The sequence below is a fragment of the Streptomyces sp. NPDC056161 genome, assembly GCF_042268025.1.
GTDB lineage: Bacteria > Actinomycetota > Actinomycetes > Streptomycetales > Streptomycetaceae > Streptomyces.
Map to the genome: position 1 here is coordinate 58,805 of NZ_JBHJUV010000046.1, position 16,720 is coordinate 75,524.

Genomic DNA, 16,720 nt, shown 5'->3' on the forward strand with positions numbered 1-16,720 from the left:
CGCACACGTCGAAGGCCCGGATCCTTAGAGGATCCGGGCCTTCGACTTCAGTAGCGGGGACAGGATTTGAACCTGCGACCTCTGGGTTATGAGCCCAGCGAGCTACCGAGCTGCTCCACCCCGCGCCGTGTTCATGAACCTTATCACGGAGATCACGGCACGGGGTGTCTATTGATCAGCCGCCCGGACTCGGACTGCCGCCCGGACTCGGACTGCCTCCCGGACTCGGACTGCCTCCCGGACTCGGACTGCCGTCCGGGCTCGGACGGCCGCTCGCACCCGAACCGGCGGCCGCGCCACCGTTCTTGCTGCCGCCGCTCGCGCTGTCCGCTCTGGCCTGCGCCTCGTCGGCCCGGCGCAGCGCGGCCCCAAGGTCCTCCTGCGCCTTGCCGTAGGCCGTCCAGTCGTTGTTCTTCAGCGCCTCCTGGCCGGCGTCGAAGGCTTTCTGAGCGTCCTGGAGCGCTTGTCTGACCGTCGGATCGGACGATGTCGGCGGTGGATTGGCCGTGCCGGTGTCCGGCGGCGGAGCCGAAGCCTCCGCTCCGAACACCACGTTCAGGGCCTCGTCGAGGGTGTCCTCGAAGGCGGTCTTGCCCCCATAGGTCACCAACACCTTCCGCAGCAGCGGGTACTTGAGTCCGCCACCGCGTACGTAGACCGGCTCCACGTACAGCAGGCCACCGTCGAGAGGCACCGTCAGCAGATTGCCGTACTCGACCTCCGAGTCGCCGCCCTTGAGCAGTTTGATGGTCTGGGCGATGTTCTCTTCGGAGTTGAACTGGCTCTGCACCTGTTTGGGCCCGTCGACCGTCGTACTCGTCGGCAGTTTCAGGATTCTGATCTTGCCGTAGTCCGGGGTGCCCGCCTCGGCGTCGACCGACATGAAGGCGCTGAGGTTGTCCCGGCCGTTGGGCGTGAACGTCGTGGACAGCGAGAACGCCTGCGACGCCTGGTCGGGCATCCGCATGCTCAGGTAGTACGGCGGCACCGCGTCGCCCGACTGGTTGGTCGGGTCGTCCGGGACCTGCCACACCTCGCTGCCGGTCAGGAACGTCTGCGCGTCCGTGACGTGGTAGCGGGTGAGCAGTTCGCGCTGCACCTTGAACAGGTCCTGCGGATAGCGCAGGTGCGCCATCAGGTCCTTGGAGATGGCCGACTTGGGCTCGACCGTGCCGGGGAACGCCTTCATCCAGGTCTTCAGGACCGGGTCCTGGCCGTCCCACTGGTAGAGCTTGACCTCGCCGGTGTACGCGTCGACGGTCGCCTTCACCGAGTTGCGGATGTAGTTGACCTGGTTCTGCTGGGCCACCACCGCGCGCGAGTTGTTCGTCGCGGTCAGCGAGTCGGCCGTCGTGTCACCGAGGGTCGTGCGCGAGGAGTACGGGTAGCTGTCCGTCGTCGTGTACGCGTCGACGATCCACTGGATGCGCCCGTCCACGACCGCCGGATAGGCGTCGCCGTCGATCGTCAGCCAAGGGGCCACCGCCTCGACGCGATCCTTGGGCGTCCGGTTGTACAGGATCCGCGAACCGTCGCCGATCGCTCCTGAGTAGAGGATCTGCGGCTCGTTGAACGCCACCGCGTACGCGGCGCGGTTGATCGGGTTGGAGAGGCTGACCCCGCTCTTGCCCTGGTAGCTGGTGGTCTTCTCACCGTTGTCGTCGGAGTAGTCGATCTCCTTCTGGGGACCGCCGACGATCGAGTACGTGCTGGTCTTCTCGCCGTAGTAGATCCGCTGCTCGTAGGTGCCGAGGTCACCCTTGGACGGCAGGTCGGACTCGGTGAAGACCGGGCGTCCCCCGGAGTCGGCCTCGGTGCCCTTGGCGGCGACCACGCCGAAGCCGTGGGTGTAGCGGAAGTGGTCGTTGATCCAGTTGTTCTTCGGGATGCCGGCCAGGTTCAGCTCGCGCAGGCCGATGACGGTGTCCTGCTCCTTACCGCCCTCGGAGTACCGGTCGACGTCGAGGTTGGTCGGGAACGCGTAGTAGTTCCACATCTGCTGGAGCTGCTGGAACGTCGGCGAGACGATGTTCGGGTCCATGATCCGGATGCTCGCCGTGGAGTCGACGTCGTTGCGCAGTTTCGTCTTGTCCGTGGTGTTGCTGGTGCCGTCGTAGTCGGTGACCTTGGTGTCGTCGATGCCGTACGCCGCACGGGTCGCCGTCAGGTTCTTCTGGACGTAAGGCGCTTCCTTGGCCTGCTCGTTGGGCTGGACCTGGAACTTCTGCACGATGGCCGGGTACAGGCCGCCGATGAGGATCGCCGAGAGGACCATCAGGCCGAAGCCGATGAGGGGCAGCTGCCAGGTGCGCCGCCACAGCGTCGCGAAGAACAGCAGCGCGCAGATGGCCGCGATGCAGAACAGGATCGTCTTGGCCGGCAGGTAGGCGTTCGCGTCGACGTACCTGAGGCCGGTCCAGTTGCCGGTGGCCTTGAAGTCGCTGGACTTGACGGCCAGTCCGTACCGGTCGAGCCAGTAGGCGACCGCCTTCAGGGCGACGAAGATGCCGATCAGCACCGAGAGGTGCCCGGTGGCCGCGGCGGTGGCGCGCGCGCCCGGACTGGTGACGCGCAACCCGCCGTACAGGTAGTGGGTGAGCGCGGCGGCGACCACGGACAGGACCACGGCGGCGAAGCCGAAGCCCAGCAGGAAGCGGTACCAGGGCAGGTCGAAGGCGTAGAAGGAGACGTCGAGGTGGAACTGCGGGTCCTTCTGGTGGAAGGGCACTCCGTTGACCCACATCAGCCAGGTGCGCCACTGGCTGGCCGCGGAGGCCCCGGCGATCAGGCCCACCAGGGCGGTCACGCCGAACAGAAGCCACTTCTTGAAGGGCGCGATGCCGATGCGGTACCGGTCGAGGCTCTGCTGCTCCATGGACATCGCGCTCAGCGGAGGCCGCAGCCGGTGCGCGAGCCAGATGTTGAAGCCGACCGCGATCGCCATCAGCAGGCCGAAGACGAAGAACAGTCCGATCTTCGTCCACAGTGTGGTGGTGAACACGGACGAGTAGTGCACCGACCGGTACCACAGCCAGTCCGTCCAGAAGCCCGCGAACATGGTGAACGCCATGCCGAGGACGGCAAGAACGCCCAGTGTCATGAGCACGGTCCGGACACGCCGGGACGGGCGGCCCGCTCTGATCCGTGGCCCCGTCGGGCCTCCGCCGCGGTCCGGCATCTGGAAAGCCAAGGTGCGCACCTCGAAGTTCGGTGTTGGTTCGATGTCGTTGCGTCAGGCCCCCGGGTTCGCGGACCGTCCGGTGGGCCCGCAGAACGCGGGCCCACACCTATGCAACTTACTCACGGTTTACGCGGTTCCCGATTCCAGCTGTGAACGAGGCAGGATTGTGACCATGTCCAACACTCCCATGGCAGCGAACCCGCTCACCCAGGCCGTACTTGAGATCGACGAATACGTCTCCGGCCTCGGCTGGGACCAGCCCGCTCGCCTCTTCGCCCTCGTCGACACGGCGCGGCTGCGGGCCGAGGAACCCGCACTCGCCGCCCAGCTCGACCTGCCGGACGCGCCGAAGGCCCCTTCCGGGCTCACGCCGATCGAGCAGGACGAGATCCCCGCGGACAAGGCGCTCGACGACTTCCTCGGCACCATCGCCTGGCCAGACGCCGTGGCCGGCTGCGCGCTCACGGTGGAGCGTCTGATGCTGCCGCCGTCCGTCGAGGCCCAGGTCCCGCAGGGGCTGGACGGGGCGAAGCTGACGGCGTGGGTGGCGAACCACCCCGAGCGCCAGGAGGTCCGGATGACGGTCGCGGTCCTGCGCGACGGCACCCGTGAGTCGGCCCTGCGGCTGCGCGAGAAGGACACCGCGACGGAGGTGCTCACCGGCCCCGCCCTGGTGCCGGGCCTGGCGGACGCGCTGACGGCGACGTTCGAGGACTGACGGCGGCGGACGGGGGCCGGCCGCGACGATCACGGAATGACGCCGGCGTTCGAGGACTGACGACGCGGACCCGCGAGGGCCGGCCCGGCTTCCGCCGGACCGGCCCGGGTCCGGCGAACCCGGGCCGGTCAGGACCGTCCGCGTCTCTGTCCGGTCAGGGGCACGGTGCGGCCGATCAGCCCTTGGTCGTGCACTTCGGGAGGGCGGCCGTGTCCCCGTTGCGGATGTCGGTCAGGGCCCCCAGGGCGTCCTTCATGGTCTTGACCTTCACGAGGGTCAGCCCGCCCGGGGTGTCCTTGGCCGCCGCGGCGCAGTTGTCCGCGGGCGTCAGGAAGTACTGGGCGCCCTTGTCACGCGCGCCGACGGTCTTCATCTCGATGCCGCCGATCGGCCCGACCTTGCCGTTGTCGTCGATCGTGCCGGTACCGGCGACGAACTTGCCACCGGTGAGGTTGCCGGGGGTGAGCTTGTCGTAGATGCCGAGCGAGAACATCAGACCGGCGCTGGGCCCGCCCACGTCGGCGAGCTTGATGTCGATGGTGAACGGGAAGGTGTGGTCGGTCCCAGCGGAGATCCCCACGATGGCACGCTCGGGACCGGTGTCGTCGGACGGCTTCGTGGTGATCGTCACATCCTGGGTGGCGGTCGGCGTCCGGTGCTCCTTCTCCGCGGCGGCCTGTTCCTTGGCCGGGATGATCGTGAAGGAGACGTCCTGTCCGGGCTTGTGCTTGGTCACCAGTTCCGCGACGTCGGACGGCTGCTTCACGGGAGTGCCGTCCACCGCCTTGATCACGTCGCCGGCGTGCAGCCGGCCCTCGGCCGGGGAGTCCTTGACGACGGTGGAGACGATCACCCAGGACTGCACCGGGATGCCCAGTTCCTTCAGGGCGGCGACCTTGGCGCTCTCCTGGGACTGGCTGAACTCCTCGGCGTTCTGCTGGGTGGACTGCTCCTCGGTCTGGCCCTCCGGGTAGAGCGTGTCGTGCGGCACGACCTTGTCGTCGTGCGCCAGCCAGCCGTAGACGGCCTCGACCAGGTTCATCTTGTAGTCGGCGCTGGTGACCCGGACCGTGGTCATGTTGAGGTGGCCGGTGGCCGGATACGTCTGGTGACCTGAGATCTGCAGCACCGGCTCGCCGTCGTGGTCCCCGAGGGTGTTCACCGTCGGTCCCGGGGACATCTCCGAGTACGGGACGGGAAGGAGCACACCCGCGCACAGGAGCGCGATCAGCATCAGGGTGGAGGCGAGCATCGTCGCGGTGCGGCGTGGCATGCTCCGACACTACGGGACGACACTGTCAGCGAACCGTCAGGGCACCTCGGCCCGGGATCTCGGCCCCCCGCCCGGGATCTCACGAACCGGAGTGGGACTTCTCCATCGCCGCACGGAACCGGGCATAGCCGTCCAGCTCGGGGCCGTCACTACGCGTCTTGCGCGTCCGATTGGCCCAACTCCCCCACAGACCGGCGCCTATCGCGGCGACAAGCGGAATCAGCAACCAGGCGAGCGCCGCCATGCCGACCTCCCAACCCCATGACCGTCCGCAACTTACTGATCAGCAGATTAACCAGTGGCACTGACAACGCTCACGCCAGGGGTCCGGTTACGCAACCGGAAGCTGCTCGGCAGTCGCGCCCCGTAGTTCGGGGGTGGAACGGGCCCGGTGCCGTCCGGCCGAGCGGAACCGAACCGGTACGGGTCCGCTCTGCGGCCGCTACGCGCCCACCCACTCCTCGGTGCCGTCGGAGAACGTCTGGTGCTTCCAGATCGGCACCTCGTGCTTCAGGTCGTCGATCAGCTTGCGGCAGGCGTCGAACGCCTCCGCCCGGTGCGGACAGGCCACCGCGACCACGACGGCCAGGTCCCCGACGGCGAGATCACCCACCCGGTGAACGGCGGCCAGCGCCCGGACCGGGTACTCCGCGACGACCTTCTCGGCGATCCGGCGCATCTCGGCCTCGGCACTGGGGTGGCACGAGTATCCGAGCTCGTCGACGTCGGCGCCCCCGTCGTGGTTGCGCACGGTCCCCACGAACAGGGCGATACCGCCCGCCGCGGCGTCGCCCACGGCCCGGAACACCTCGTCCACGGAGAGCGCGGTCCGGCGGATGCCGATGAGCCTGATGGGATCCTGGGCCGCCTGCTCACCGGGGTGTCCGTTCATGGGTTCCATGCAGCCATCGTGCCGCACCACGCGGAGATCCTGGAACCGCGGGTTCGCCCGGTACGCGCGCGTACCGGCCGCCCACGCGTGCACCGCCTCCAAGGAGGCGGGATCCGGTCAGATCCGCCGCCGCGCCTTCCGCGCCCGCCGGACCACGGCCGCCGCGCCCAACAGGGCGACCGTCGCACCCGCGGCGCCCGCCGCGGTCGCGTCCTTGCGGCCGAGGCGCCGCCCGGCCACGGTGTGCCGCCCGGAGACCTCGTCCAGCAGTTCGCCGAGCACCTCCTCGTTGGTCCACCGGGGCCGCCATCCGGCATCGTGCAGCCTGCTCCCGCTGACCACCCAGGGGTACATCGTGTACGCCAGGTCCCCGGCCGGCGACGGGGTGAGCCCGATCCGGTGCAGCCGGGCCGCCGCCCCCAGGGCGACCGCCGACGGCAGCTCCATCCGCCGGATCCCGCTCAGCTCCTCGACCTCCTCCTGCTCCAGCCAGCCGTCGCACCCCACGGCCAGTTCCCCGTCGACCTTCTCCAGGACCGCGTACTCCAGCGCGCCGCACAGGTCCTCGACGTGGCAGAACTGCCAAGCGGGCCGCGAACCGGCCACGACGAGCAGCCGCGGGGATTCGAAGTACCTGGTCAGCGCGGTGTCGGTGCCGCCGACCAGGACGGCGGGCCGCACCACGGTGACGTTCAGCCCCGGATGCGCCCGCGGCGCCCGCCGGGCCAGCCGCTCGATCTCCAGCAGGTCCCCCACCCCGGTCGCCTCCGCGGTCGCCCGCAGCTCCGCGTCCTCCGAGAGGGGCAGCTCGTTGTCCGGCAGCGCTCCGTACACCATCGCGGAGGTGCACAGCACCACCCGGTGCACGCCGGCGGCCGCGGCCGCGGTCAGCACGGTCTGCGTGCCGCGCACGTTGTACGCCGTCCGGGCCGCCGCGTCGGTCTCCAGATCCAGGTCCAGCGCGAGGTGGACGACCACGTCCGCGCCGCGCAGCCGGTCCGCGATGGCCGGATCCCGTACGTCGAGGATGTGCCACCGGGCCGCCGCGCACTCGCCGCGCCGCTCGTCGATCGCGACGACCTGCTTGACCTCCTCGGACGCGGCGAGCCGCGCGGTGAGCAGCGCGCCGACCCCGGTCGCGGCACCGGTGACCGCGACGACGGGCCCGCGCACGGCGGGTGGGGTGGTTGCGTGGTTTCGCGCTGCGCGAACCTGCGGATCTGGGGAACTCACCAGGCGTCTCCAGCGGTTGTCTTCAGTACGTACGCGTAGGACGCGTACGTACCAGGTGGCATCCATCCTGCCGCAGGCCGACAGTCGGCGAAGCACCGAGGCCCGATCGGGTCTTGGTGTCTACGCTGGGTGGTGTTGTCGGGCAGCCGCGCCGTCGGAGACAACCGGCGGCCTTACGAGCCGAGGAATCCCGTGAGTGACACCCCATTCGGATTCGGCCTTCCGCCGGAGGAGCCGGAAGACGGCGACGAGGGCAAGAAGAAGGACCAGCAGAGCGGTGGTGAGCAGGGACCGGCCAACCCGTTCGGTTTCGGGCTGCCCGGAGTCGGAGGCTTTGGCGGCCCGGGCGCCGACAATCCGTTCGCCGCCATGTTCGGTTCGCTGAACCCCACCGACCTGGGCGCCGCGTTCCAGCAGCTGGGCCAGATGCTCTCCTACGAGGGCGGCCCGGTGAACTGGGACATGGCCAAGCAGATCGCCCGCCAGACCGTATCGCAGGGCACCCCGGACGGCGTCAAGGACGCGAGCGTCGGACCCGCCGAGCGCTCCGCGGTCCAGGAGGCCGTGCGCCTGGCCGATCTGTGGCTGGACGACGCGACGTCCCTGCCGTCCGGTGCCGGCACCGCGGTGGCGTGGAGCCGCGCGGAGTGGGTCGAGGCCACTCTTCCGGCCTGGAAGGAGCTGGTCGACCCGGTCGCCGAGCGGGTCGGCGCGGCCATGGGTGACGTCCTGCCCGAGGAGATGCAGGCCATGGCGGGCCCGCTGATCGGCATGATGCGCTCGATGGGCGGCGCCATGTTCGGCACGCAGATCGGGCAGGCCGTGGGTGTGCTCGCGGGCGAGGTCGTCGGCTCCACGGACGTCGGCCTGCCGCTCGGCCCGGCGGGCAAGGCCGCGCTGCTGCCGCTGAACATCGAGGCGTTCGGCAAGGACCTGGGCGTCCCCAAGGACGAGGTGCGGCTCTACCTCGCGCTGCGCGAGGCGGCCCACCAGCGTCTGTTCGCGCACGTGCCGTGGCTGCGCTCGCACCTGTTCGGCGCGGTCGACGGGTACGCGCGCGGGATCAAGGTCGACACGGCCAAGCTGGAGGACGTGGTCGGCCAGTTCGACCCGCAGAACCCGGAGCAGTTGCAGGACGCCCTCCAGCAGGGCATGTTCCAGCCGGAGGACACGCCCGAGCAGAAGGCCGCTCTGGCGCGTCTGGAGACGGCTCTGGCGCTCGTCGAGGGCTGGGTGGACGCGGTGGTGCACACGGCCGCGAAGCCGCGTCTGTCGTCCGCCGACGCCCTGCGCGAGACGCTGCGCCGCCGTCGCGCCACGGGCGGCCCGGCCGAGCAGACCTTCGCGACGCTGATCGGTCTTGAGCTGCGCCCGCGCAGGCTGCGGGACGCCTCCCGGCTGTGGGCCTCCCTCACGGACGCGCGCGGTGTCGACGGCAGGGACGCCCTGTGGGCCCATCCGGACATGCTGCCGACGGCCACCGACCTGGACGACCCGGACGGCTTCGTCCACCGCGAGCAGCTGGACTTCTCCGAGCTGGACAAGATGCTCGGCGAGGCGGCCGACGGACCGGCCGGGAAGCCGAACCTGAAGAAGGGCGACACGGGGGACGACGCCGACGGCGCCGAGGGCGACGGCACCGAGTGAGCCTGTACGACGACGCGGTCCTCGTGCTGAAGGGGTACGAGGACCAGGAAGAACTGCGCCAGTCCTATCTGGACCACCTCTCGGCGCACCCGGACGGCATGGAGAAGGCGTGCACCGCCGGGCATGTGACGGCGAGCGCCCTGGTGATCGATCCCGAGCACGGGAGGGTACTGCTCACGCTGCACAGGAAGCTGCGGATGTGGCTCCAGATGGGCGGTCACTGCGAGCCGGGGGACGTGTCGCTGGCGGCGGCGGCGCTGCGCGAGGCCACCGAGGAGTCCGGCATCGCCGGGCTCACCCTGCTGCCGGGCGGTCCGGTCCGCCTGGACCGGCATGCCATCCCGCCGCCCTGCCACTGTCACTTCGACGTCCAGTACGCGGCTCTGGCGCCGCGGGACGCGGAGCACACGGTCAGCGACGAATCCCTCGACGTGCGCTGGTTCGGGTACGACGAGGTGGCCGAGGTGGCGGACGCGTCGGTGGTACGACTGCTGGCGGCCACCCGCGCGCGGCTGTGACGGCGGGCCGCGCACGCCTGTGACCGCGGCCCGCGTGACGCGGGCCGCGGTATTTCGCGCCGCACGCGCCCCGTGCTCCGGGACGCCCGCGGGGGACGAGCGTCCTGGAGTACACCGGCCCACGGACCTGGTGTCCCGTCGGGCGGCCGGTCGGCGCTCAGCTCCAGACGTTCCCCTGGTTCTGGCCGTACGCCCCGTGCTGGCCCATGCCGAACTGTGCGGCGACGCCGGAGCCGATCGCGGCATGCTGTGGCGGCAGCAGTTCGCTGGGCTGGACGAGCGCGTAACCGCTGCCCATGAAGCTCAGCTCCCAGCCCTCACCGGTGGTGCCCCGGCGCCGCCACACACCGGAGGAATGCGTCTGGGCCTGCATCTGGACGCGCAGGCCCGTGGACCAGGCGACGATCGCGTCGGCGTCGCAGTTGACGTACCTGTCGGGCGTCACCTGCATCATCAGCGGCACGCCCGAGGTCATGAGCGCGACCCGGCCCCGGCCGCTGATGTTGAGCTGGTACTTCCCGGACCCCGAGATGCCGTACAGGCTGTCCACGGCGATGACCTCGTGGTGCAGGGAGGAGTCCAGGGCGAGGACGTAGCTGCTGTCGACCGTCAGACCCTCCTGCTCGACGTCGACCACATGGACGTACTGGGCGAGGTTGGCGAAGAAGACCGTGCCCTGCCCGTGGCAGCGCATCAGGTCCAGACCCTCCCCGGTGTACGCACGCGCGTGTGCCTGGCCGGTGCTGCGGTACTCGGCGTCGAACTCGACGAGGCCCTGGTAGGCGACCATCGTGCCCTTGCGGGCGAGGACGTCGTCGTGGCCCCCCAGGGTGACCCGGAGCATCTGCTTGTTCTGCAGGCTCCAGCGCTCCTGGGTCTGCTGGTCGTTGTGGGCGAAAAGCGGGCTCTGCATGATGGCTCTGGCTCCCCCTCAGCTCCGGATCCGGAGGCGGTCGGTGCTGTCCTCGCTGGGCTGGACGACGACGATGCCCTGACCGGAGAAGGCCATCTGGAATGCCTCGCCGCTGCCCCGGCCGATCAGCGACTGCGCCTTGAAACTCCGCTTGCCCTTCACCTTGAGGTTCGGGGACCACGCGACGAGCGCGTCCGGATCCACGTACGTCTCGTCCTCGCCACCGCCGCAGTCGACGACGATGGGCGTGCCCCGGGAGGTCAGGGCGACCCAGCCCTGCCCGGAGATCCTGGTGTTCCACAGGCCCTGTCCGGCGAACTTCGCGAGCCCCTTGACCCGCTCCACGCCCCAGGACAGCTGCGCGTCGAAGGCGAGCAGATTGGTGGCGTTGACGGAGATGCCGTCGCCGTCGAGGTTGATCACGACGACGTGCGCGCCGTAGTCGGCGAGGTAGAGCAGGCCGTCGCCGGAGCACTTCATCAGCGGCGCGCCCTCACCGGTGACCCAGTCACGGGCGATCTGGCGGACGGCGGGCGGGTTGGGCTCGTACTGGACGAAGCCTTCGTAGGCGACCATCGAGCCCACGCGCGCGAGGAGGTCGTTTCCGGTCTGCAGGGCGACCTTGAGCATGTGGTCGCCGTGGTTCTCCATGCGGGCGGTGACCGGTGCGGGAGCGTAGCCCGCGAGCGGCTGGTTCATGACGGGCTCCCTCAGACCTCGTACGGCTGGACGACGATGAAGTTGCCGGGCGCGCCCCGGAACTGCAGGTTGACGCCTTCGCCGGTGTCGCCCGGGTAGTCGTTGCGGCGCATGCGGACCTGGCTGGAGACGATCACCTGCGCGGCGGCCGACCAGGCGACGACCGCGTTGGAGTCGGCGAAGGTGGTCGGTGTGACGGGCAGGACGACCGGGGTGCCGTGCGTCTTGACGACGACGGTGCCGGTCCCCTGGAACTGCATCGTGAACAGGGCTCCGCCGGGAATGCCGTGTCCCTCGACGCGGCGGACCTCGTACTGGAGGCTTTCGTCGAAGGCGAGGACGTTCTCGGAGGAGACGCAGATCGCGTCGCCCTGAAGTTCGACGGGGTGCAGTTGGGTGGCTTCCTCGGCGAGGAACACCTGGCCCTTACCGGTGCAGCGCATCAGCTGCATCTCCTGGCCGGTGGCATTGCCCACGATCCGGCCGGCGAAGCCCGCGCCCTTGTAGCTGAAGTCGACCTTGCCCTGGTAGAGCACCATGCTGCCCTGCCGGGCCAGCACGGGCTGCTCGCCAATGCCGAGGTCGACCCGGATGAGCTTGCTGTTCTGCTGCGTCCAGCGCTGCCCGGTGGGCGTCTCCTTGAACTGCTGGAGCGCCGCGGTCACCCCTGCGGCGCCCTGGGACGCGCCCTGGGGCACGGCGTAGGCGGCGGTCTGCCCGCCGGGAACCTGGCCGAGCGGGGGCTGCTGACCGTAGCCGGGCGGCGGGGTCGGCTGCCCGTAACCGGGCGGTGGTGGCTGCTGCCCGTAACCGGGCGGCGGGGCCACGTGGCCGTAACCGGGCGGTGGCGCGGGCGCGTGCGGGGCCGGGGGCTGGCCGTATCCGGGCGGCAGGGGCGCGCTCGGGGCGGCGGGACCGGGCGCGGCGGCCGGGGGCGGTACGGCGCCGCCGGGCGGCGAGGCCAGGGGGGCGGCGACGGTCGGCGTGGCGTACACGTCGGGCGCCGGGACCGGTGCCGGGGGTGGTGTGGCACCTGGCGGGGGCGGGAAGCCCTGCGGAGCGGGGGCCTGCGTGGGCGCCGGTACGGGTGCGGGGGCCTGAGCCGTGGCGGCCGGAGCCGGAGCCGGAGTGGAGGTGTGGGGCGGGGCGGACGGGACGCCGAACGCGGGCGGGGCGGCGGTCTGGGCGGGCGGGGCGAAGCCGGGAACGGCGCCGGCCTGCGGCTGCTGCGCGGCGTCCTCGGGCGCTTCCTCCTCCGCCACCTCACCGCCGAAGTTCTTCAGCAGCGCTTCGAGGCCGCCGTCGAAGCCCTGGCCGACGGCGGCGAACCGCCACACGTCCTTCAGGTAGAAGTCGCCCAGCATCACGGCCCGTTCGGTGGAGAACTCCGAACCGTCGAACGCGTAGCGGGCCACCTCCTCGCCGCCCGCCACGATGCGGATGTATCCGGGCTGGATCTGCGACATCTGCCCGGCGCCGTCGATGGTCGCCGTGAACGACAGCTTCTGGATCGGCGACGGGATCCGCTCCAGCGTGACCCGGAAGGACTCCGTGTCACCCGCCTGGGCGCCCAGCAACTGGATGGACTCCTCAGGGGACTTCGGCTGGTTGAAGAAGACGAAGTACCGGTCGTCGGAGAGGCGTTCGTCGGCGTCGAGACCGAAGCAGCTGATGTCGAAGCTCAGTCCGGGGGCGGAGATCTGCACCCCTACGTACAGATCCGTGCCCGCGGTGAGCTCGCTGATCCTTGCCTTGTGGCCGCGCTGGAATTCCCTGACCATGCGTAACGACCGTCCCCCATCCCGAATGCGAGTGCGTCGCGCCAGGCTAACGGCAAACTCCGACATCGAACGAAGCCGGTACAGACCCGGTACACAAGGGCCCTCCGCGGTGCGAAAGGGTCCGCCACGGAGGTCCGTTCACTCGTCCTGCGCGCCGGGTCCGTGGGGCAGCCGGTCCGCCGCGGCCACCCCTTCCAGGTAGCCGCGCGCCCGCTCGGTGCGCGGGTACGCCTCCAGCAGCCGCCAGAACCGCGGCCCGTGTCCGGGCACCAGGAGATGCGCGAGTTCATGACAGAGGACGTAGTCGATGACGTACTCGGGCATGCCCTGGAGGCGGTGCGAGAGCCGGATGCTGCCCTCGGCGGGAGTGCAGGAACCCCAGCGCGTGTTCTGATTGGTGACCCAGCGCACGGAAGCGGGCCGGGCCCGGCCGTCGAAGTACTGGTCCGACAGCCGCTGGGCGCGCTCGGACAGTTCCGCGTCGCCCAGCACCCGCCGGTTCTCCTGGGCGGCGAGTTTGTCGAGCATGAGGGTCACCCAGCGTCGCTCCTCCGCCTCGGACATCCGGGCGGGGATCAGCACGACGGTGCGATCGCCCTCGCGGTACGCGGAGACCGTCCGGCGGCGCCGGGCGCTTCTGCGGACCTCGATCGCGCTCGTCCCCGAGCCGTTCGGCGGCTGACTCGTCGTGCTGCGCTGTGGCTTTCCGGCGCGGTGCGGTGGGTCGGCGGGCACGCCCTGACGTTACCCGCTGCACATGGGGGAAGTCCCGGGTCCGGGACGGATCAGCGCTGTTCCCCCACCATGCGTCTGATTTGTACGACGAATACTCACCGCCTGTGGACAACTTTCGGCGCCGACTCGCCGCGATGGGCATGCTGGCACTCGTCGGCGAGGCGTGACCGGCCCCGTCCGACACAGGAGACACACAGGGAACTTTCCTGGATCTTGATCCTCGAAAAGGAATTACCGGTGCTTACGGGGGAAAAGATGCATCCGATGATGAAGCCCGCGTTCCGCCGCGGCTGGCGCGACCTCAACACCGTGCAGTTCGGCATGACACCGGCGCACGCGCTGACGCTCGGCCCCGTCGACACGGCGACGGGCAGTTTCCTGGAACTGCTCAACGGCACCCGGGGGCTGCCGCTCCTGCGCGACGAGGGGCACCGGATGGATCTGCCCGGCGACCAGGTCGACGTGCTCGTCCGCCGGCTCGCGCGGGCCGGACTGCTCGACGACGCGCGAGGCGGCGGGCCCGCGGGCGCGGCACTGCGGGAGAAGAAGGACGTCCTCGACCGGTTGCGCCCCGATCTGGCGTCGCTGTCCCTGACGACCTCCGAGCCGGGCGACCCGCTGGCCCGCCTGGCGGCCCGCCGCTCGCTGCGCGTACAGGTCAGAGGCGCCGGCCGGGTCGGTGCCGTCCTCGCCTCACTGCTCTCGGGCGCGGGGGTCGGCGAGGTCGACGTGCGCGACGGCGGCCAGGTCGAGCCGTGGGACGTCGCCCCGGGCGGGCTGCCCGCCGAATCGGCGGGTGAGCGCCGGGACGAGGCCGCGCGGCAGGCGGTCCGCCGGGCGGCGCCGGACCGCCCGCCGCGCCGCAGCCACACCTGCCCGCCCCCCGCCGACGACCCCGGCTTCTCCCTGGTGATCCTCGCACCGCGCGACGACGTCCTCGTGCACGCCCCGGACCCGGGCGCCGCCGAGCCGTTCCTGATCTCCGGAACACCCCACCTCTACTGCGGCGTCGCGGAGGCGACCGCGACCGTCGGGCCGCTGGTCCTGCCGGGCGAGACCGGTTGCGCCGGCTGTCTGCACCGGGAGCGCACGGACCGGGACCCGGTCTGGCCCCGCCTGGTCGCGCAATGGCGCTCCGGCCGGGCGCGCCCGGTGGCCCCGTGCGACCTGGCGCTGGCGGCCACGACCGCCGGGCTGGCCGCCGCACACGCGCTCGCCTTCCTTGACGGGGAGTCGCCATCGAGCACGGGCGCGCGCTGGGAGGCCGCGCTGCCGGGGTTGCAGTGGCACGCGCGCCCCGTCCCACCCCATTCCGCCTGCCCCTGCGGGGCCGCGGAGCGGGGTAACGAGGAACACATCGCCACGGACGGGGAACCGCACGCGACAATGGGGGAGCAATGGCCGTCGACTGAGCAACGAGGCACCATGGACGCGGCGCGGCCGGCTGGGACTTGGAGGGCGCATGTCTGATCTTCCCCGGAAGGCGGTCACCCGGACCGCCAAGCTCGCCGCGCTCCCGCTCGGCTTCGCCGGCCGGGCGACCTGGGGCCTGGGCAAGCGGATCGTGGGCGAGTCCGCGGAGATCGTCGGCCGCGAACTGCAACAGCGGACGGCGGAGCAGTTGTTCAAGGTCCTCGGCGAGCTGAAGGGCGGTGCGATGAAGTTCGGGCAGGCCCTGTCGGTCTTCGAGTCGGCGCTGCCCGAGGAGGTCGCCGGCCCCTACCGGGCGGCCCTGACCAAGCTCCAGGAAGCGGCTCCACCGATGCCCACCCGCACCATGCACGCGGTCCTGGAGGCCCAGCTCGGGGCGGACTGGCGCGAGCTGTTCCTGGAGTTCGAGGACAAACCGGCCGCGGCGGCCTCGATCGGCCAGGTGCACCGGGCGGTGTGGCGCGACGGCCGCGAGGTGGCGGTCAAGGTGCAGTACCCGGGAGCCGGCGAAGCCCTTCTGTCTGATTTGAGCCAATTGAGTCGCTTTGCCCGCCTGTTGGGGCCGCTCGTCCCGGGCATGGACGTCAAACCGCTGATCTCCGAGCTGCGGGACCGCGTCTCCGAGGAGCTGGACTACGGGCTGGAGGCCCAGGCCCAGCAGGCACATGCGGACGAGTTCAGGGACGACCCGGACGTGGTGGTCCCGGCCGTGGTGCACCAGTGCGACCAGGTGCTGGTCACCGAGTGGATCGAGGGAATCCCGCTCTCGGAGGTGATCACGGACGGTACGCAGGAACAGCGCGACCGGGCCGGTCAGCTCCTGGCCCGCTTCCTCTTCTCGGGTCCGGCCCGCACGGGCCTCCTGCACGCCGACCCGCATCCGGGCAACTTCCGTCTGCTCCCCGGCGTGCCGGAGGGCGAGGGCGAGTGGCGCCTGGGCGTTCTGGACTTCGGCACCGTCGACCGCCTCCCCGGCGGTCTGCCGACACCGATCGGCGACTCCCTGCGCATGACCCTGGACGGCGAGGCCGACGCGGTCTACGACATGCTCCGGACCGAGGGCTTCGTCAAGGACTCCATAGAACTGGACCCGGACGCCGTCCTCGACTACCTCCTGCCGATCATCGAACCGGCCCGGGTGGACGAGTTCACCTTCACCCGCGCCTGGATGCGCAGTCAGGCGGCCCGCATCGCCGATCCCCGCTCCCCCGCCTACCAGCTGGGCAAGCAGCTCAACCTGCCCCCGGCCTACCTCCTGATCCACCGTGTGACCCTGAGCACCATAGGCGTCCTGTGCCAACTGGGTGCGACGGTGCGACTGCGGGAGGAGCTGGAGGAGTGGCTTCCGGGATTCGGCGCCGAGGAGGACCCGACCGTGCAGGAGCCGGCCGCACAGGCGTGAGCCCGTTCACCACGAGGCCGAGTCCAGCCGGCCCTCGATCGCTCTGAGGTGTTCCCGGGAGCAGTGGTCGCAGAAGTACTGGCGGACTCCGTTCTCCACGGAACAGGTCCAGGTCACGGGCTGGGGGCCGGCAGAGGGGGTGCCGCAGCGGGCGCACACGAGGGGATGGGGCTCCGTGGTGGGGCCGCCGTGGTCACCGTCTTCGGAAAGACTCGTCACTCGGTGACGATAACTCCACGGCGGTGCTGAGCGGGCGCAACGCACCGCGGGGGCCGGTCCGTTCGGACGGACCGGCCC

At 70.7% G+C, this 16,720-nt stretch carries 15 protein-coding genes and 1 tRNA gene; 5 read left to right on the forward strand and 11 right to left on the reverse strand.

Features of this window, described 5'->3' with window-relative positions; genetic code table 11:
* Positions 1–51: 51 nt before the first annotated feature.
* Together ACFC09_RS33705 and ACFC09_RS33710 are read right to left on the reverse strand one after the other, a co-directional pair.
* Positions 52–125: transfer RNA gene (locus ACFC09_RS33705), tRNA-Met, on the reverse strand.
* A gap of 50 nt (positions 126–175) precedes the next feature.
* Positions 176–3,178 (reverse strand): UPF0182 family protein, encoded by a 3,003-nt coding sequence (locus tag ACFC09_RS33710; RefSeq protein ID WP_376534615.1) that lies wholly within the window; start codon positions 3,176–3,178, stop codon positions 176–178.
* A 175-nt stretch (positions 3,179–3,353) separates the two neighbouring features.
* Between ACFC09_RS33710 and ACFC09_RS33715 the strand changes: the two genes are divergently transcribed.
* On the forward strand, positions 3,354–3,899 hold the full coding sequence (locus tag ACFC09_RS33715; RefSeq protein ID WP_376534578.1) for a PPA1309 family protein: 546 nt from the start codon (positions 3,354–3,356) through the stop codon (positions 3,897–3,899).
* Between the two features lie 175 nt (positions 3,900–4,074).
* Here ACFC09_RS33715 and ACFC09_RS33720 read toward each other — a convergent pair whose 3' ends face one another.
* From ACFC09_RS33720 to ACFC09_RS33735, 4 genes are all read right to left on the reverse strand, one after another.
* Positions 4,075–5,172 carry a PDZ domain-containing protein gene (locus ACFC09_RS33720; RefSeq protein WP_376534580.1) on the reverse strand — a complete coding sequence of 366 codons (1,098 nt, stop codon included), beginning with the start codon at positions 5,170–5,172 and terminating at the stop codon, positions 4,075–4,077.
* A 79-nt stretch (positions 5,173–5,251) separates the two neighbouring features.
* Positions 5,252–5,416: a hypothetical protein gene (locus tag ACFC09_RS33725; RefSeq protein ID WP_376534582.1), complete on the reverse strand. Its 165-nt coding sequence runs from the start codon at positions 5,414–5,416 to the stop codon at positions 5,252–5,254.
* Between the two features lie 198 nt (positions 5,417–5,614).
* Positions 5,615–6,073: a molybdenum cofactor biosynthesis protein MoaE gene (locus tag ACFC09_RS33730; protein ID WP_376534584.1), complete on the reverse strand. Its 459-nt coding sequence runs from the start codon at positions 6,071–6,073 to the stop codon at positions 5,615–5,617.
* A 108-nt stretch (positions 6,074–6,181) separates the two neighbouring features.
* Positions 6,182–7,297 (reverse strand): SDR family oxidoreductase, encoded by a 1,116-nt coding sequence (locus ACFC09_RS33735; RefSeq protein ID WP_376534586.1) that lies wholly within the window; start codon positions 7,295–7,297, stop codon positions 6,182–6,184.
* Positions 7,298–7,489: 192 nt separating this feature from the next.
* On the opposite strand from ACFC09_RS33735, the gene ACFC09_RS33740 reads away from it, so the two are divergent.
* On the forward strand, positions 7,490–8,944 hold the full coding sequence (locus ACFC09_RS33740) for a zinc-dependent metalloprotease (RefSeq protein ID WP_376534588.1): 1,455 nt from the start codon (positions 7,490–7,492) through the stop codon (positions 8,942–8,944).
* Positions 8,941–9,462 carry an NUDIX hydrolase gene (locus ACFC09_RS33745; RefSeq protein ID WP_376534590.1) on the forward strand — a complete coding sequence of 174 codons (522 nt, stop codon included), beginning with the start codon at positions 8,941–8,943 and terminating at the stop codon, positions 9,460–9,462. Before ACFC09_RS33740 ends, ACFC09_RS33745 begins: the two co-directional genes overlap by 4 nt.
* Positions 9,463–9,619: 157 nt before the next feature.
* Here ACFC09_RS33745 and ACFC09_RS33750 read toward each other — a convergent pair whose 3' ends face one another.
* The 4 genes from ACFC09_RS33750 to ACFC09_RS33765 all read right to left on the reverse strand — a co-directional run bounded on the left by ACFC09_RS33750 (position 9,620) and on the right by ACFC09_RS33765 (position 13,590).
* Positions 9,620–10,375 carry an AIM24 family protein gene (locus tag ACFC09_RS33750; protein WP_376534592.1) on the reverse strand — a complete coding sequence of 252 codons (756 nt, stop codon included), beginning with the start codon at positions 10,373–10,375 and terminating at the stop codon, positions 9,620–9,622.
* 18 nt (positions 10,376–10,393) lie between these two features.
* Positions 10,394–11,074 carry an AIM24 family protein gene (locus ACFC09_RS33755; protein ID WP_376534595.1) on the reverse strand — a complete coding sequence of 227 codons (681 nt, stop codon included), beginning with the start codon at positions 11,072–11,074 and terminating at the stop codon, positions 10,394–10,396.
* 11 nt (positions 11,075–11,085) lie between these two features.
* Positions 11,086–12,855, reverse strand: coding sequence for a TerD family protein (locus ACFC09_RS33760; protein ID WP_376534597.1), 1,770 nt, complete (start codon positions 12,853–12,855; stop codon positions 11,086–11,088).
* Between the two features lie 138 nt (positions 12,856–12,993).
* The gene (locus ACFC09_RS33765) at positions 12,994–13,590 is read right to left on the reverse strand and encodes a M48 family metallopeptidase (protein ID WP_376534599.1); all 597 of its coding nucleotides are present in this window, start codon (positions 13,588–13,590) and stop codon (positions 12,994–12,996) included.
* Positions 13,591–13,845: 255 nt separating this feature from the next.
* Here ACFC09_RS33765 and ACFC09_RS33770 point away from each other — a divergent pair, with 255 nt between their 5' ends.
* Positions 13,846–15,060, forward strand: a complete 1,215-nt coding sequence (locus tag ACFC09_RS33770; protein ID WP_376534617.1) for a TOMM precursor leader peptide-binding protein — start codon at positions 13,846–13,848, stop codon at positions 15,058–15,060.
* Positions 15,053–16,423: an ABC1 kinase family protein gene (locus tag ACFC09_RS33775; protein ID WP_376534601.1), complete on the forward strand. Its 1,371-nt coding sequence runs from the start codon at positions 15,053–15,055 to the stop codon at positions 16,421–16,423. The genes ACFC09_RS33770 and ACFC09_RS33775 overlap by 8 nt, the downstream gene beginning before the upstream one ends.
* A gap of 6 nt (positions 16,424–16,429) precedes the next feature.
* Here ACFC09_RS33775 and ACFC09_RS33780 read toward each other — a convergent pair whose 3' ends face one another.
* Positions 16,430–16,642 (reverse strand): hypothetical protein, encoded by a 213-nt coding sequence (locus ACFC09_RS33780; protein WP_376534603.1) that lies wholly within the window; start codon positions 16,640–16,642, stop codon positions 16,430–16,432.
* Between the last annotated feature and the right edge of the window lie 78 nt (positions 16,643–16,720).

Excerpts from the sequence above, each read along its gene's own strand:
- ACFC09_RS33750 (WP_376534592.1), bottom strand. The coding sequence starts at position 10,375 with ATGCAGAGCCCGCTTTTCGCCCACAACGACCAGCAGACCCAGGAGCGC.
- ACFC09_RS33730 (WP_376534584.1), bottom strand. The coding sequence starts at position 6,073 with ATGGAACCCATGAACGGACACCCCGGTGAGCAGGCGGCCCAGGATCCC.
- ACFC09_RS33725 (WP_376534582.1), bottom strand. The coding sequence starts at position 5,416 with ATGGCGGCGCTCGCCTGGTTGCTGATTCCGCTTGTCGCCGCGATAGGC.
- ACFC09_RS33755 (WP_376534595.1), bottom strand. The coding sequence starts at position 11,074 with ATGAACCAGCCGCTCGCGGGCTACGCTCCCGCACCGGTCACCGCCCGC.
- ACFC09_RS33760 (WP_376534597.1), bottom strand. The coding sequence starts at position 12,855 with ATGGTCAGGGAATTCCAGCGCGGCCACAAGGCAAGGATCAGCGAGCTC.
- ACFC09_RS33720 (WP_376534580.1), bottom strand. The coding sequence starts at position 5,172 with ATGCCACGCCGCACCGCGACGATGCTCGCCTCCACCCTGATGCTGATC.
- ACFC09_RS33715 (WP_376534578.1), top strand. The coding sequence starts at position 3,354 with ATGTCCAACACTCCCATGGCAGCGAACCCGCTCACCCAGGCCGTACTT.
- ACFC09_RS33775 (WP_376534601.1), top strand. The coding sequence starts at position 15,053 with ATGTCTGATCTTCCCCGGAAGGCGGTCACCCGGACCGCCAAGCTCGCC.
- ACFC09_RS33710 (WP_376534615.1), bottom strand. The coding sequence starts at position 3,178 with ATGCCGGACCGCGGCGGAGGCCCGACGGGGCCACGGATCAGAGCGGGC.
- ACFC09_RS33770 (WP_376534617.1), top strand. The coding sequence starts at position 13,846 with ATGCATCCGATGATGAAGCCCGCGTTCCGCCGCGGCTGGCGCGACCTC.